We start from the raw sequence: 14997 nt of genomic DNA on the forward strand, positions 1-14997 counted from the left end.
CGTCAGGTGTCAGCGGTGAGTTCATGCTAACGGGCGAGAAATCCGCATGCGTCTTCAATTTGCGGCCCGAAACGTATGCGCGCGGCGTTTGCACGGGGCGCTTCGGCATTTTCTGCTGCGCGCCCGGCGGGCCGGGCGCGCACGTCAGTAGCCGCGCGCGCGATCGACGACGCCGATCATCGGCTGGCCCGCGCGATGGCGCGCGAGGTTCGCGAGCACCGCATCGACCGCGGTGTCCGGCCGCGTCGCGCTCGCGATGTGCGGCGTGATGCGAATGCGCGGGTGCGTCCAGAACGGATGGCCGGCCGGCAGCGGTTCCGGGTCCGTCACGTCGAGGATCGCGCTGTCGAGGCGGCCGCTCGCGAGCGCCGCGAGCAGCGCCGCCGAATCCAGTTGCGGGCCGCGCCCGACCTGCACGAGCGACGCGCCGGTCGGCAGCGCATCGAACACGCGCGTGCCGAGCAGGCCGCGCGTGCTGTCGGTGAGCGGCAGCAGGCAGATCAGGATGTCGGTGCGGGCGAGAAATGCGTCGAGCGCCGCGTCGCCCGCGTAGCAGTCGACCCCGTCGAGCGTGCGCGGCGTGCGGCTCCAGCCGGCGCACGGGAAACCGAAGCGCCGCAGCGTGTCGAGCACGGCCTGGCCGAGCGTGCCGAGCCCGAGCACGCCGACGCGCCGCGACGCGGCCGCGCGCACGGGATGCTCGCGCCACACCTGGTCGCGCTGCTGCGCCGCATAGTCGAACAGGTCGCGATGGATCGTCAGCACGGCCTGCGTCACGTATTCGACCATTCCTTCGACGATGCCCGGCTCGATCATCCGCACGACGGGAATGTGCGCTGGCACGCGCGACAGGTCGAACTGGTCGATGCCGGCGCCGACCGAGAACACGACTTCGAGATTCGGCAGCAACGCGACCGGATCGTCGGGCGGCTGCCATGCGGCGAGATAGCGGACGGCCTCGGCGTCGCCGAGGTCCGGCCAGATCCGGAACGGCAGATCGGGCGCCTGTTGCGCGAAGCGCGCCGCCCATTGCGCGCCGCGCACCGGGTCGGCCTTGTAGAGAAAGCTCATCGTGCGCCCCGATCAACCGAGCGCCTGGTTCACGATCGCGAACGCGCGCAGCGCCGGGTCGCGTTCGGGTGCCGTGCCGCGGGCCATCGCGACGACGGTGTCGACGCGCGGCAGCCCGAGCCCTTGCAGCCAGTCGGACAGCCCGCTGTCGCCCGGCATGTCGAGCCGCACGAACATGCCCTCGTGCAGCGCGAGCCAGTGGCTGATCAGCGCCTGCGCGCGCAGCGCATCCGGCGCGACCACCGGGCCGATCACGTGGCCGCGGCCGAAGCGGCGGAACAGCGCGAAGCCGAGCAGTTCGCCGTCGCGATCGAGCGCGATCCCGTTCGCGACGTCGAGCAGCGCATCGATCACCGCGCCGCGTTCGTAGCCGGCCGCGCGCGACGCGAGCGCGGCGAGGCGCGGCCCGTCGTTGTTGCCGAGCGGGCGCAGGCGCTCGCCGGGCGGCAGCGAGATCAGCGGCGGCTGGAACGCGGCGCCCTGGTGCTGGTCGATCGTACCGATCGCGTCGAATCCGAACTTCGCGTACAGCGGCTGGCCGGCCGGCGTCGCATGCAGAAAAATGGTCCGCGCGCCGAGGCTGTCGACCACGCGGGTCATCAGCTCGCGCCCGATGCCGCAGCCCTGGCGTTCGGGAGACACGATGACCATGCCGAGCGAGGCGTGCGATTCGCCGAAGCGCCAGCCGAACGCGGTACCGACGACGCCGGTTTCGTCCTCGGCGACGAAGCCGCTGCCGAGCTGGAACACGAAACGCCAGTCGTCGAGCCGGTGCGGCCACTTGACGGCCTCCGACAGGCGATGGGCGGCGATCAGGTCGGTTTCGGCGAACGGACGATAGGTGAGCGTGCGGGAAGGATTGAGGTCGGACACGCCGGACTCCGGATGGGTGGAAATGACCCGTTCACTCTGCCAGCGCGGTGGCGGCGCGGATAGGACGATTCGCCTGTTTTCCGGCGCCGGCGGGCGAGCCCGCTGCGGGTGGCGCGGCGCCGACCGGCCGGCCCGGCTGCGCGACACGCGATCGCGCCGCAGATCGTGCTGCATGCGCCGCGCAACACGCGGCGATTGTGCGTTTTGAGTGGCGCCGAACGACGCGCACAGGATTTTTTGCCCTGATTCAATTTCGTACAACCCAGCCCGCCCCGGCGCTCCCGGGGCTTCACACCGACAGGACCTCACCATGATCCAGTTTGAACCGAAGTACATCACCTTCGACTGCTACGGCACGCTGACCCATTTCCGGATGGCCGAGACGGCGCGCGAAATCTATGCGGACCGGCTGACGCCGGCGGCGATGGAGGCATTCGTGCGCGCGTTCGCCGCCTATCGGCTCGACGAGGTGCTCGGCGCATGGAAGCCGTACCGCGACGTGGTCGTCAACGCCGTCCGCCGCACCTGCGCGCGGATCGGCGTGAAGTTCGACGAAGCCGAGGCCGAACGCTTCTATCTGGCGGTGCCGACGTGGGGCCCGCACCCGGACGTGCCGGCCGGGCTGTCGCGGCTGGCGTCGAAGTACAAGCTCGTGATCCTGTCGAACGCGATGGACGAGCAGATCATGAGCAACGTCGACAAGCTCGGCGCACCGTTCCATGCGGTGTTCACCGCGCAGCAGGCGCAGTCGTACAAGCCGCGCATGCAGGGCTTCGAATACATGTTCGACAAGCTCGGCTGCAAGCCGGAGGACGTGCTGCACGTGTCGTCGAGCCTGCGCTACGACCTGATGACGGCCGACGATCTCGGGATCAAGCACAAGGCGTTCGTGAACCGCGGCCACGAGCCGGGCACGCCGTTCTACAACTATTACGAAGTGTCGGACATCGGCCAGCTCGCGACGCAGCTCGGGCTGTAAGCCCGCTGCGCCGGCCGATTCATCGATCGTCGCGACGGGGGCGGCCGCGATGCCGCCGGGGCCCGTCGCGCGTTCGATCAGCGCACGAAACGAGGGTAATTACCGATATTGAATCGTTCAAGGCCCGGCCGCCCGGGCCGATATCTGTACCGAACGGTTAATATTGCGAGGCCCCCGCATGAAGTTGTCCACGAAACTGCTGATGCTCGTCGTCGCGGCGCTGCTCGGTATCGTATTGCTCGCCGCGTTGTCGCTGCACACGCTGCGCGACGCGCTGATCGACAGCCGCCGCGAAGAGATCGTGATTCTGCTGACCAAGGCCGAGCATCTGGTCGATTCGTATCGCGCGATGCAGACGAACGGCACGCTCACGCAGGAGCAGGCGCAGCAGCAGGCCAAGGCCGCGCTGGCGGCGCTCAACGCGAATTCGAAGAGCTACTTCTGGGTCACGACGTCCGACGGCGTCAACCTCGTGCACCCGAACGCGAAGTTCATCGGCACGCGCGCGAAAGGCAACCGCACGACCGGCGGCCTGACCGACAGCGAGGCGTATCGCGCGGGGATGGCGCAGGCGCATTTCGCGCTCGTCGACGTGCTGATCAAGCGCAGCCCCGACGCTGACCTGGAGCCGAAGCTCCAGGGCGTGGTCGCGATTCCGGACTGGGACTGGTGGATCGGCACGGGATTCTTCTACGACGACATCAATGCGGCGTTTACCCGGCTCGCGATGGTGCTGGGCGCCGTCACGCTCGTCATCGCCGCGGCGCTCGCGGCGATTGCGTGGGGAGTGCTGCGCAGCGTCAGGCGCACGCTCGGCGGGGAGCCGGCGCATGCGACGCAGATCGCCGCCCGCATCGCCGCCGGCGAACTGGACGTGCAGTTCGATACCGCGCACGCCGCGCCGGGCAGCCTGCTCGTCGCGCTGGGCGACATGAAGGCGCGGCTGACCGAAACCATCGCCGAGATCCAGGCCACGACCCACTCGATCGCCACCGGCACCGGCGAGATCGCGCAAGGCAACCTGGACCTGTCGCAGCGCACGGAGCAGCAGGCCGCGTCGCTGCAGGAAACGGCCGCCAGCATGGAGCAGATCACGTCCACGGTCAAACAGAACGCCGACAACGCGCGCCAGGCGAATGCGCTCGTGAACCAGGCGAAGGATGCGACCGAACTCGGCGGCGCCGCCGTGCAGGCGGTCGTCGAGACGATGCGGCAGATTTCGGACGGATCGGTGCGGATCGCCGACATCACCGTCGTCATCGAAAGCATCGCATTCCAGACCAACATTCTCGCGCTCAACGCCGCGGTGGAAGCCGCGCGGGCCGGCGAGGAGGGGCGCGGGTTCGCCGTCGTCGCGTCGGAGGTGCGCTCGCTCGCGCAACGCAGCGCCGCGGCCGCGAAGGACATCAAGGGGTTGATCGACGCGTCGGTCGAGCGGGCCGGCAGCGGCAGCCGGCTCGTCGAGACGGCCGGTGAGCGCATGACGGAGATCGTCCGGTCGATCGACCGGGTGGCCGACATCATGGGCGAGATTTCGGCGGCATCGGCCGAGCAAAGCACCGGCATCGAACAGATCGGGCTGGCGGTCGCGCAGATGGACGAAGTCACCCAGCAGAACGCCGCGCTCGTCGAGCAGGCAGCCGCCGCCGCATCGTCGCTGGACGAACAGGCGGCGCGCCTGCGGGCCGCCGTATCGGTGTTCCGGCTCGCAGCGTGACGGCTTCGTGCCGTCCGCAGGCAGCCGGCGCATCGTCGCGCCGCCTTCGCGCCGCGTCGGCGCACGCCCGGCGTGCGCGTCGGCATGCCGGTGACGCACGGCGCCCCCATTCCTGACAACTCAACTGCACGACTTGCGTGCGCCCGCTTTCCGGGCAGTTCCGTCATCTTCCTGTTTGTCTCGCCAAGCCGCTCCGATCGAGCGGCATTCCTCTGAGCTTTCATCCGCGACGTGCGGTCGCGACCGCCACCGCTGACACTTGCGCGTGCGGCAATCTGCCGCAACGTGCCGCTCGCTTCAGCCCTCGCCGGCATGCGCACCCGCATTCGACACAAACGTGCGGTTTGCACGAGCCAAACGCGCGCCGGATGCCGAACGGGCAATTTTGTCGGCGCAATCTGCGGCGGCTGCGGCTTTACGATTTCCTGCATCGACACGGGTTCGGCAGCCGCCGCGACACGCCGCCGCGCGAACGGCGATGCGTGCGCGCCCGCAGCAATTCATGCTGCGCGGGCGGCCCAAAACGGTCGATTCGTATCGTGCGGGCGCCTCGAATCGGGACAACCGGCATTTTGGCGATGCTTAAATGAATTGCATGCGTACGACGTCGCGCCCGCCACCAGCAAGCGGGCGCGGCGCGATTGAACAACCACGCTGGACCCTTGGACCCACTTCCCACAGTCAGGAGCAGTTCGGATGAGCGACGATATCGACAAAGACGGCAAGGGCGGCTTCACGCGCCGCGACATGATGAAGGTCATGGCGGCGGGCGGCATGATGGCCGCCGGTGCCGGCGGACTGCTGATGACCCCCGACTCGGCGTTCGCCGCACCCGCGCCGAAGCGCGGCGGCAAGATCCGGGTCGCGAACGAATCCGGCTCGACCGCCGATACGCTCGACCCGGCCAAGGGCTCGACGGGCGCGGACTACACGCGCTTCTTCATGTTCTACAGCGGCCTCACGCAGCTCGATGCGAGCCTCACGCCGCAGATGAACCTCGCCGAGTCGCTGCAGACGACCGATGCGAAGACCTGGATCATCAAGCTGCGCAAGGGCGTCACGTTCCACGACGGCAAGCCGGTCGGCCCGGCCGACGTGGTGTATTCGCTGATGCGCCACAAGAACCCGGCCACCGCGTCGAAGGTCAAGCCGCTTGCCGAACAGTTCGCGGATGCGAAGGCGACCGGCCCCGACGAAGTCACGTTGACGCTCGCGAGCGCGAACGCGGATCTGCCCGTCATCCTCGCGACGCCGCAGCTCGTGATCGTCAAGGACGGCACGACCGACTTCAGCACCGGTATCGGCTGCGGCCCGTACAAGCTGAAGTCGTTCAAGCCGGGCGTGTCGACCGTCGGCGTGCGCAACGACAGCTACTTCAAGCCGGGCCGGCCGTATCTCGACGAGATCGAGCTGATCGGCATCAGCGACAGCGCCGCGCGCCTGAACGCGCTGCTGTCGGGCGACGTGCACCTGATCAACGCGATCGACCCGCGCTCGACGCAGCGGGTTTCGTCGACGCCGGGCTACGCGCTGAAGGAAACCAAGTCGGGCCTCTATACCGACCTGATCATGCGCAGCGACAACCCGATCGTCGCGAATCCCGATTTCGTCGAAGGGATGAAGTACCTGTTCGATCGCGAGCAGATCCGCTCGGCGGTGTTCCGCGGCTACTCGGTGATCGGCAGCGACCAGCCGATTCCGCCGGGGCATCGCTACTTCAACGCGTCGCTGCCGCAGCGGCCGCACGATCCGGACAAGGCGAAATTCCTGCTCCAGAAGGCGGGCGCGCTCGGCGCCACGCTGCCGCCGATCTACGCGACGTCCGACGCGAACGGGTCGATCGAAATGGCCGTGCTGCTGCAGCAGGCCGGCCAGAAGATCGGGCTGAACCTGCAGGTCAACCGCGCGTCGCCCGACGGCTACTGGTCGAACCACTGGATGAAGCACCCGCTCACGTTCGGCAACATCAACCCGCGCTCAAGCGCCGACGTGCTGTTCACGCAGTTCTTCAAGTCGGATGCGCCGTGGAACGAATCGGGCTGGAAGAACGCGAAGTTCGACCAGCTGCTGCTCGCCGCGCGCTCGGAAACCGACGACGCGAAGCGCAAGCAGATGTACGGCGACATGCAGGTGATCGTGTCGCAGCAGGGCCGGCTCGGCATTCCGGCGTTCATCAGCTTCCTCGACGGGTACGACAAGCGGCTCGCGGGCCTCGGTTCGATCCCGACCGGCGGGATGATGGGCTTCATGTTCGCCGAGAACGTGTGGTGGAACGCATGACGTCGTGGCTGGCCGCCGTCGCGCGGCCGGTGCGGGCCACCGCGCCGGCCACGCGCGGCCTTTTCGGGAGTGCCGCTCCATGAACCGGATTCTCATCGGGCTGATCGGCCGGCGCATCGCGGTCACCGCGCTGACGCTGCTGATCGTGTCCGCGATCATCTTCACGATCACGAACCTGCTGCCGGGCGACGCCGCGCAGGCCGCGCTCGGCCAGTCGGCGACACCGGAGACGGTCGCCGCGCTGCGCCAGCAGTTCGGTCTCGACATGCCGGCGCACGTACGGTACGTGCACTGGCTCGGCGGTCTGTTGCACGGCGATTTCGGCCGGTCGCTGTCCGGCGACATGCCGGTGTCGGAGCTGATCGGCGGGCGCCTGCCGAAGTCGCTCGCGCTGGCGGCGATCACGACCGCCGTGTCGGTGCCGATCGCGCTGCTGCTCGGGATCGTCGCGGCGGTCAAGCGCGAGTCGGTGATCGACCGCGCGATCAGCCTCGGCACGCTGTCGCTCGTCGCGACGCCGGAATTCCTGATCGCGACGGTCGCCGTGCTCGTGTTCGCGGTGAAGCTGCGCTGGCTGTCCGCGCTGTCGTACGGCGGCCCGATCGACAGCCTGCACGACTTCCTGCGTGCATATGCGATGCCGGTGCTGACGCTCTGCGCGGTCGTGATCGCGCAGATGGCGCGCATGACGCGCGCCGCGGTGATCGAGCAGTTGAGCGCGTCGTACGTCGAGATGGCCACGTTGAAGGGCGCGAGCCCCGCGCGCGTCGTGCTGCGCCATGCGCTGCCGAACGCGATCGGCCCGATCGCCAATGCGATCGCGTTGAGTCTGTCGTATCTGCTCGGCGGCGTGATCGTCGTCGAGACGATCTTCAACTATCCGGGCCTCGCGAGCCTGATGGTCGACGCCGTCAGCAACCGCGACTTCCCGCTGGTCCAGGCGTGCACGCTGATCTTCTGCGTCGCTTACCTGACGCTCGTGCTGTTCGCCGACCTGTGCTCGATCGTGTCGAACCCGCGACTGCGCACCTGAGTGTTTCGTCTTCCTTCCGAGATGCCGCCCATGCAACCGATCGAACCCGTACAACGCAGCAGCGCGCTGCCGCCCTCCGGCGATCCGCCCCTGGGGCGGGGCAGCGTGCCGCCTGCCGCGCCTGCCCCCGACCGGCCGCGCCAGCGTCGCGCCGCGCGCCTCGCCTTGACGGCCGGCGGCCGCGTCGGCCTGTCGATGGTCGGCCTGATGCTGTTCGTCGCCGTGTTCGCGCCGCTGATCGCGCCGCATGACGTCGGCGCGATCGTCACGCCCGACGTGTTCGCGCCGTTCAGCGCGAAGCTGCCGTTCGGCTCCGACTTCCTCGGCCGCGACATGCTGAGCCGGATCCTGTACGGCACGCGGCTCACCGTGCTGCTCGCGCTGGCCGCGGTGCTGCTCGCCGCGCTGACCGGCACGACGCTCGGGCTGCTCGCGACCGTGTCGGGCCGCGCGGTCGACGAGACGATGAGCCGGTTTCTCGACGCGCTCACGTCGATTCCGTCGAAGATGTTCGCGCTGATGTTCGTCGCCGCGTTCGGCTCGTCGTTGCCGCTGCTGGTCCTCACCGCCGCGGTCAGCTACATGCCGGGCTCGTACCGGATCGCGCGCGCGCTCGCCGTCAACATCAGCACGCTCGAATTCGTGCAGGTGGCCCGCGCGCGCGGCGAGAGCGCGCTGTACATCGCGTGCGTCGAGATGTTGCCGAACATGATCCATCCGATGCTGGCCGACACCGGGCTGCGCTTCACGTTCGTCGTGCTGCTGCTGAGCGGCCTGAGCTTTCTCGGGCTCGGCGTGCAGCCGCCGTATGCGGACCTCGGCTCGCTCGTGCGCGAGAACATCGCGAGCCTCGGCGACGGGTCGGCCGTCGCGATCATGCCCGCGGTCGCGATCGCGATCCTGACGGTGGGCGTCAACCTGTTGATCGACGGTCTGCCGCATCGCGGCCGCCGCAAGGGTGCGGCCGGCGCCGCAGGAGGCCACTGATGCGACACGAATCGAACCCGCTCGTCGAGGTGCGCGGGCTGCGCGTGGTCGGCGGCCGGCCGGGCGGCGACGAAACGACGATCGTCCACGGCGTCGACTTCGACATCGGACGCGGCGAGGTGCTCGCGCTGATCGGCGAATCGGGCTCCGGCAAGACGACGATCGCGCTGTCGCTGATGGGCCATGCGCGCGCCGGATGCCGGATCGCCGGCGGCTCGGTGAAGCTCGACGGCACCGACGTGTGCACGCTTTCCGCCGCGGCACTGACCGCGCTGCGCGGCCGCAAGGTCGCGTATATCGCGCAGAGCGCCGCCGCCGCGTTCAACCCGTCGCGCACGATTCTCGACCAGGTCATCGAGAGCGCGCTGATCCACAAGACGATGACCAAGCGCGACGCGCAGGCGAAGGCGATCGAGCTGTTTCGCGCGCTCGCGCTGCCGGAGCCGGAGACGATCGGCAAGCGCTATCCGCACCAGGTCTCGGGCGGGCAGTTGCAGCGGCTGATGGCCGCGATGGCACTGATTACCGATCCGGAGCTGGTGATCCTCGACGAGCCGACCACCGCGCTCGACGTGACCACGCAGATCGACGTGCTGCAGGCGTTCAAGAGCGTGATCCGACGGTACGGAATGAGTGCGGTGTACGTGTCGCACGACCTGGCCGTGGTCGCGCAGATGGCCGACCGGATCGTCGTGCTGAGCGACGGCGTGATCCGCGAGGCGGGCGCGACCGAACAGATCCTGCATGCGCCGGCGCACCCGTACACGCAGAGCCTGATCGCGGCGGTCACGCCGAACGATGCCGAACGCGACGCGCACGCGCAACGACCGGCCGCGCCCGCGCCGCTGCTCGACGTGCGCGGCGCGATCGCGGGCTATGGCGGCCGCGCCGCGAACGGCTGGCCGGCAAAGGTGATCCTGCATGAAGTCGACCTGCGTATCGGGCGCGGGCAGACGGTCGGCGTGATCGGCGAATCGGGCTCCGGCAAGACGACGCTCGCGAAGGTGATCGCGGGCCTCGTGCCGGCAACCGGCGGCCAGATCCTGCTCGACGGCGAGCCGCTCGCGCGCGATATCGGCAAGCGCACGAAGGAGCAGCATCGCCGCGTGCAGATCGTGTTCCAGAACGCGGATACCGCGCTCAATCCGGTGCATACCGTCGAGCGCACGCTCGCGCGACCGCTCGCGTTCTATCACGGAATCAAGGGCGCGCGTGCGCGCCAGCGCGTCGCCGAGCTGCTCGAACTCGTGCGGCTGCCGCCGGCGGTGGCCTCGCGGCGTACCGGCGAGCTGTCGGGCGGGCAGAAGCAGCGCGTGAACCTCGCGCGTGCGCTCGCGGCCGAGCCCGACCTGATCCTGTGCGACGAGGTGACCTCGGCGCTCGACACCGTCGTCGGCGCCGCGATCATCGAACTGCTGCGCGACTTGCAGGCGAAGCTCGGTGTGTCGTACGTGTTCATCACGCACGACATCGCGAAGGTGCGCGCGATCAGCGACGACATCGTCGTGCTGTATGCGGGGCGCCGCGTGGAGACGGGTAGCCGCGACGCGCTGTGCGCGCCGCCTTATCACCCGTATTCGCATCTGCTCGTGTCGTCCGCGCCGGAGCTGCGTGCGGGCTGGCTCGACGATGCGGCCGAGCGTTGCCACCGGCCGCTGGTGCCGATCGGCGCGCGCGAGAACGAGGCCGAGCTGTGTCCGTTCCTGTCGCGCTGCGCGATGCGCGTGGACGGCGTGTGCAACCGGACGGCCCCGTCGCTGCGCACGCTCGGCAACGGTGCGCAGGTACTGTGCCATCGCAGCGAGGAGGATCTCGCGCGCTTCCAGGCGGAGCCCGTGTCGGCCGGCGTCGCGCCGGTGCAGTTGTAATGCGAGGCGCGCGAGCCGTTCATCGCGTGGCGCGGTGGACGGCCCGCCGCATAGTGTGCTGCGGCGGTCGCGCAAAACGGCGATTTGCACGCGTGCCGTGCGCGAATACGCGGCAACTGCGGTTTTTGACGGTGATTAAATGATTCCCATTGAACGGTCGACGATCGTTGCCGGCATGCAAGAGAAGGACTCGATGAAACTGGAATCGTACTGGCTGGATACCCGCCCCGCGTTTCGCGCCGGTCATGAAGGCCCTGTCGAAGGGCGCGCCGACGTGGTCGTGATCGGCGGCGGTTTCACCGGCTTGTCGGCGGCGCTCGCGCTCGCGCGGCGCGGCGTCTCGGTGGTCGTGCTCGAAGCCGCGCAGGTCGCGGGCGAAGCGTCGGGCCGCAACGGCGGCCAGTGCAATACCGGTGTCGCGCAGGACTTCGCGTCGCTGGCCGCACGCATCGGCGCCACGCAGGCGAAACATTTCTATCGTACGTACGAAAGCGCGGTGAAAAGCGTCGAGGCGATCGTGACCGAACACGCGATCGATTGCGACTTCCGGCGCGCGGGCAAGCTGAAGCTCGCCGCGAAACCGCAGCACTTCGCGGGGCTCGCGAAGACGTTCGACGCGTTGCGGCGCGATGTCGATCCGGACATCGAACTGATCGAGCCGTCGCGGATCCGCGACGAAATCGCGTCCGACGGTTTTTACGGCGGGCTCCTGCAGCGCAACGGCGCGCAGATGCACATGGGCAAGTTCGGCGTCGGCCTCGCGCAGGCGGCCGTGCGTGCGGGCGCACGCGTGTACGAGCACGCGGCCGTCACGCAGCTCGAGCGGCTCGACGGCGAGCGCCACACGGTCACGTGCACACGCGGCACCATCGTCGCCGACCGCGTGCTGGTGGCGACCGGCGCATCGCAGCACGGGCCGTTCGCGTGGTTCCGGCGGCGCATCGCGCCGGTCGGCAGCTTCATCGTCGTGACCGAGCCGCTGCCGGACGCGCAGTTGAACCGGCGGTTTCCGCATCGCCGCGCGTACGTGACGTCGCGCCAGATCGGCAACTACTTCCGCGTGACGCCCGACAACCGGCTGCTGTTCGGCGGCCGCGCGCGTTTCGCGATGTCGAGCCCGCGCTCCGATGCGAAGAGCGGCGACATCCTGCGCGCCGGCATGGCCGGCTATTTTCCCGAGCTGGCCGGCGTGCGGCTCGACTACTGCTGGGGCGGGCTGGTGGACATCACCGCCGACCGGCTGCCGCGCGCGGGCCAGCACGACGGGCTCTATTACTCGATGGGCTACAGCGGCCACGGCGTGCAGATGTCGGTGCACATGGGCCGCGTGATGGCCGACGTGCTGTACGGGGCGGCCGCGTCGAACCCGTGGCGCGAGCTCGACTGGCCCGCGATACCCGGCCATTTCGGGCATGCGTGGTTCCTGCCGTTCGTCGGCGCGTATTACCGGGTGCAGGATTTCCTGCATTGAAGCGAGCGCCGGGAGACTTCGACATGACAGTGCAATTCGTGGGCTCGCCGCGTGTCGCGCGGCCCGTCTCGGCGGCGATCGGCGACGTGCTGCGCACGATCGACGCGTCGTTCGCGCAGCCGCTGAACCTCGACACGCTCGCGGCGGTGGCCGGGTTGAGCGTGTCGCGTTTCACCGCGCGCTTTCGCAGCGAAACCGGACTGTCGCCGCACCGGTATCTGTGCCTCGTGCGGGTGCGGCGGGCGCAGGACCTGTTGCGCGCCGGTCTCGCGCCGTCGATCGTCGCGACCGACGTCGGCTTTTTCGACCAGAGCCATCTGTGCCGGCATTTCCGGCGCGTGCTCGGGATCACGCCGCGCGACTACGTGGTCGCCCGAACCGGCGGTGCGCCGGTGCGGACGTCATCGACGCGCGTGCGCGCCGAATGTCGCGATGCATCGTGTCACGCGGCGTGAGCGCTGCACGGACGGCATGCCGGACGGGAATTTTTTCGCAGGAGCGCCGGCGCACGGCGATTTCCGATTTCGCGCGGCGGCTCTCGAGCAGACCGCCACGCAGTGCACAGGAGCAGAAATGACCGCAGTTTTCGTGTTGCACCGGGCCGACGGCGCACCGTCTTCCACCGCATTCCGCCAGCAGGCGTTCGGCGCGAGCGATCCCTTCGCGGCGCATCGCGAGATCGCGTGGGCGGGCCCCGATGCAATGGCCGCCGGCCGTATCGGCTTCGCGGGCGAGCTGGACGTGGCGAGCTTTCCGCACATCGAAACCCTCGTTGTCGTCGAAGGCGAGCTGACGCTCGAAGCAGCCGGCGCCGCACCGCTGGTGCTCGGCCCGCGACAAGGCGCCGTCATCGGCCGCGGCACCGCGCTGCGCATCGCCGCGCAAGCGCCGGTGCTGCTGACGTTCTGCGCGGCGGCGTGCGAGACACCGACGAAGCAAGGCCTCTTCGCGCTGCGCGCCGACGCGGACTTCAAACCGTCCGCCACGCTGCCGGCCGACGTACTGCTCGGCCCCGCGCCGCAATGCCGCAGCGACAACGTGTTCGCCGACGACGCGGCCGGGTACTGCGCGGGCACGTGGGATTCGACACCGTATCACCGGATCGTCCGGCCGCATCGCGCCAACGAGTTCATGTTCCTGCTGGACGGCGGCGTACGGTTCGCGGCGCCCGACGGCAGCGTGCTGTCGCTCGGCGCCGGCGATGCGCTGTTCGTGCCGCGCGGCGCATCGATCGGGTGGGAAAGCAGCGAACGCGTCGCGAAGTTCTACGTGATGCAGAACGTCAAACCTACCACCGAACGAGACTGAGCATGTCCCCTCCGCTGCGTCATATCGAAACCTTGCCCACGCCGCCGGCCGCGGCCGACGTCGTCGTGATCGGCGGCGGCATCATCGGCGCCTTCACCGCGTACTACCTGGCGCGGCGCGGGATGTCGGTCGCGCTCGTCGAGAAGGGGCGCATCGGCGCCGAACAGTCGAGCCGCAACTGGGGCTGGTGCCGGCAGCAGAACCGCGATGCGCGCGAGTTGCCGATGGCGACCAAGAGCATCGATCTGTGGGAACGATTCGCCGCCGAATCGGGAGAAGACACGGGCTTTCATCGCTGCGGGCTGCTGTACCTGAGCAATGACGACGCCGAACTGTCCCGCTGGGCGAGCTGGGGCGAATTCGCGAAGACCGCGGGCGTGACCACGTACATGCTCGACAGCAAGCAGGCCGCCGAGCGCGGACGGGCGACCGGGCGGCAGTGGAAGGGCGGCGTGTTCTCGCCGACCGACGGCACGGCCGATCCAGGAAAGGCCGCGCCGGCCGTGGCCGCCGCGCTGATCAAGCTGGGCGGCAGCGTCCACCAGCACTGCGCGGCGCGCGGCATCGAGCTCGAGGGCGGCCGGGTCGCCGGCGTCGTCACCGAGGCCGGCGTCATCAAGACGAGGACGGTCGTGATGGCCGGCGGCGCATGGGCGTCGTCGTTCTGCCGGCAGCTCGGCATCCGGTTTCCGCAGGCGTCGATCCGGCAGTCGATCCTGAGCGTATCGCCGGTCGAGCATCCGCTGCCGGATGCGATGTACATGTCCGGCGTGTCCGTGACGCGCCGCAGCGACGGACGCTACGCGTTGGCGATCAGCGGCCGCGCACGCGTGGACCTGACGCCGCAGTTCCTGCGCTTCGCGCCGCAATTCGTGCCGATGTTCGCGAAGCGCTGGCGCAACCTGCTGCCGGGCGGCCTCGAAGGCGTGCGCGGCGGTCATGAAACGTTGAAGCGCTGGCGCCTCGATGCGCCGACGCCGATGGAAGCCGTGCGCATTCTCGATCCGAAGCCCGACATGCCGACGGTCGCCGAGACGTACCGCCGCGTGGCCGAACTGTTGCCCGAGCTTCGCGAAGCGAAGATCACGCACGCATGGGCCGGCTTCGTCGACAGCACGCCGGACGGCGTGCCGGGCATCGGCGAAGTGCCGGGCGTGCCGGGGCTGATCCTCGCGGCGGGCTTTTCGGGGCACGGCTTCGGGATCGGGCCGGGCGCCGGGCACCTGATCGCCGATCTCGCGTCCGGTGCGCAACCGTTCGTGGACCCGACGCCGTACCGGCCCGGCCGGTTCAGCGAGTCCGCATGGGGCAAGGTCGCGGATTTCTAGCGGGCGGCTGCGTCGCCGCGCTCCGCCGCGGCTTCGGCCCATCGTGGCTTTCGCCGTGCGTCGGCGCACGGTATCGACTCAA

The 14997-nt window shown here is 69.2% G+C and carries 12 protein-coding genes; 10 read left to right on the forward strand and 2 right to left on the reverse strand.

Translation table 11 applies throughout. The features are described 5' to 3' along the window. Nucleotides 1-144: 144 nt before the first annotated feature. Nucleotides 145-1071: a glyoxylate/hydroxypyruvate reductase A gene (locus HWX62_RS02040; protein ID WP_175932601.1), complete on the reverse strand. Its 927-nt coding sequence runs from the start codon at nt 1069-1071 to the stop codon at nt 145-147. A gap of 12 nt (nt 1072-1083) precedes the next feature. Beyond that, nucleotides 1084-1944 carry a GNAT family N-acetyltransferase gene (locus tag HWX62_RS02045; protein WP_175932602.1) on the reverse strand — a complete coding sequence of 287 codons (861 nt, stop codon included), beginning with the start codon at nt 1942-1944 and terminating at the stop codon, nt 1084-1086. 310 nt (nt 1945-2254) lie between these two features. Here HWX62_RS02045 and HWX62_RS02050 point away from each other — a divergent pair, with 310 nt between their 5' ends. From HWX62_RS02050 to HWX62_RS02095, 10 genes are all read left to right on the forward strand, one after another. Then, the gene (locus HWX62_RS02050; RefSeq protein WP_175932603.1) at nt 2255-2923 is read left to right on the forward strand and encodes a haloacid dehalogenase type II; all 669 of its coding nucleotides are present in this window, start codon (nt 2255-2257) and stop codon (nt 2921-2923) included. Between the two features lie 178 nt (nt 2924-3101). Then, nucleotides 3102-4640, forward strand: a complete 1539-nt coding sequence (locus HWX62_RS02055) for a methyl-accepting chemotaxis protein (RefSeq protein ID WP_175932604.1) — start codon at nt 3102-3104, stop codon at nt 4638-4640. A gap of 696 nt (nt 4641-5336) precedes the next feature. Beyond that, on the forward strand, nt 5337-6920 hold the full coding sequence (locus tag HWX62_RS02060) for an ABC transporter substrate-binding protein (protein WP_175932605.1): 1584 nt from the start codon (nt 5337-5339) through the stop codon (nt 6918-6920). A gap of 79 nt (nt 6921-6999) precedes the next feature. Beyond that, nucleotides 7000-7953: an ABC transporter permease gene (locus HWX62_RS02065; RefSeq protein ID WP_175932606.1), complete on the forward strand. Its 954-nt coding sequence runs from the start codon at nt 7000-7002 to the stop codon at nt 7951-7953. Nucleotides 7954-7983: 30 nt separating this feature from the next. After that, a complete protein-coding gene (locus HWX62_RS02070; RefSeq protein ID WP_175932607.1) occupies nt 7984-8940 on the forward strand; it encodes an ABC transporter permease in 957 nt (318 codons plus the stop codon). After that, a complete protein-coding gene (locus HWX62_RS02075; RefSeq protein WP_175932608.1) occupies nt 8940-10808 on the forward strand; it encodes an ABC transporter ATP-binding protein in 1869 nt (622 codons plus the stop codon). The genes HWX62_RS02070 and HWX62_RS02075 overlap by 1 nt, the downstream gene beginning before the upstream one ends. Nucleotides 10809-10947: 139 nt before the next feature. Then, the gene (locus HWX62_RS02080) at nt 10948-12279 is read left to right on the forward strand and encodes an FAD-binding oxidoreductase (RefSeq protein ID WP_175985073.1); all 1332 of its coding nucleotides are present in this window, start codon (nt 10948-10950) and stop codon (nt 12277-12279) included. Nucleotides 12280-12302: 23 nt separating this feature from the next. Then, nucleotides 12303-12734, forward strand: coding sequence for an AraC family transcriptional regulator (locus HWX62_RS02085; RefSeq protein ID WP_175932610.1), 432 nt, complete (start codon nt 12303-12305; stop codon nt 12732-12734). Between the two features lie 118 nt (nt 12735-12852). Beyond that, nucleotides 12853-13587, forward strand: a complete 735-nt coding sequence (locus HWX62_RS02090; RefSeq protein ID WP_175932611.1) for a cupin domain-containing protein — start codon at nt 12853-12855, stop codon at nt 13585-13587. Nucleotides 13588-13589: 2 nt separating this feature from the next. Next, complete coding sequence (locus tag HWX62_RS02095) at nt 13590-14915, forward strand: FAD-binding oxidoreductase (RefSeq protein ID WP_175932612.1); 1326 nt, start codon at nt 13590-13592, stop codon at nt 14913-14915. Nucleotides 14916-14997 lie beyond the last annotated feature (82 nt).

Source organism: Burkholderia sp. BCC0506 (assembly GCF_902833145.1).
GTDB lineage: Bacteria > Pseudomonadota > Gammaproteobacteria > Burkholderiales > Burkholderiaceae > Burkholderia.

Coding starts and splice junctions, on each gene's coding strand:
- HWX62_RS02040 (WP_175932601.1), bottom strand. CDS start 1,071: ATGAGCTTTCTCTACAAGGCCGACCCGGTGCGCGGCGCGCAATGGGCG.
- HWX62_RS02050 (WP_175932603.1), top strand. CDS start 2,255: ATGATCCAGTTTGAACCGAAGTACATCACCTTCGACTGCTACGGCACG.
- HWX62_RS02055 (WP_175932604.1), top strand. CDS start 3,102: ATGAAGTTGTCCACGAAACTGCTGATGCTCGTCGTCGCGGCGCTGCTC.
- HWX62_RS02060 (WP_175932605.1), top strand. CDS start 5,337: ATGAGCGACGATATCGACAAAGACGGCAAGGGCGGCTTCACGCGCCGC.
- HWX62_RS02065 (WP_175932606.1), top strand. CDS start 7,000: ATGAACCGGATTCTCATCGGGCTGATCGGCCGGCGCATCGCGGTCACC.
- HWX62_RS02070 (WP_175932607.1), top strand. CDS start 7,984: ATGCAACCGATCGAACCCGTACAACGCAGCAGCGCGCTGCCGCCCTCC.
- HWX62_RS02075 (WP_175932608.1), top strand. CDS start 8,940: ATGCGACACGAATCGAACCCGCTCGTCGAGGTGCGCGGGCTGCGCGTG.
- HWX62_RS02080 (WP_175985073.1), top strand. CDS start 10,948: ATGATTCCCATTGAACGGTCGACGATCGTTGCCGGCATGCAAGAGAAG.
- HWX62_RS02085 (WP_175932610.1), top strand. CDS start 12,303: ATGACAGTGCAATTCGTGGGCTCGCCGCGTGTCGCGCGGCCCGTCTCG.
- HWX62_RS02090 (WP_175932611.1), top strand. CDS start 12,853: ATGACCGCAGTTTTCGTGTTGCACCGGGCCGACGGCGCACCGTCTTCC.
- HWX62_RS02095 (WP_175932612.1), top strand. CDS start 13,590: ATGTCCCCTCCGCTGCGTCATATCGAAACCTTGCCCACGCCGCCGGCC.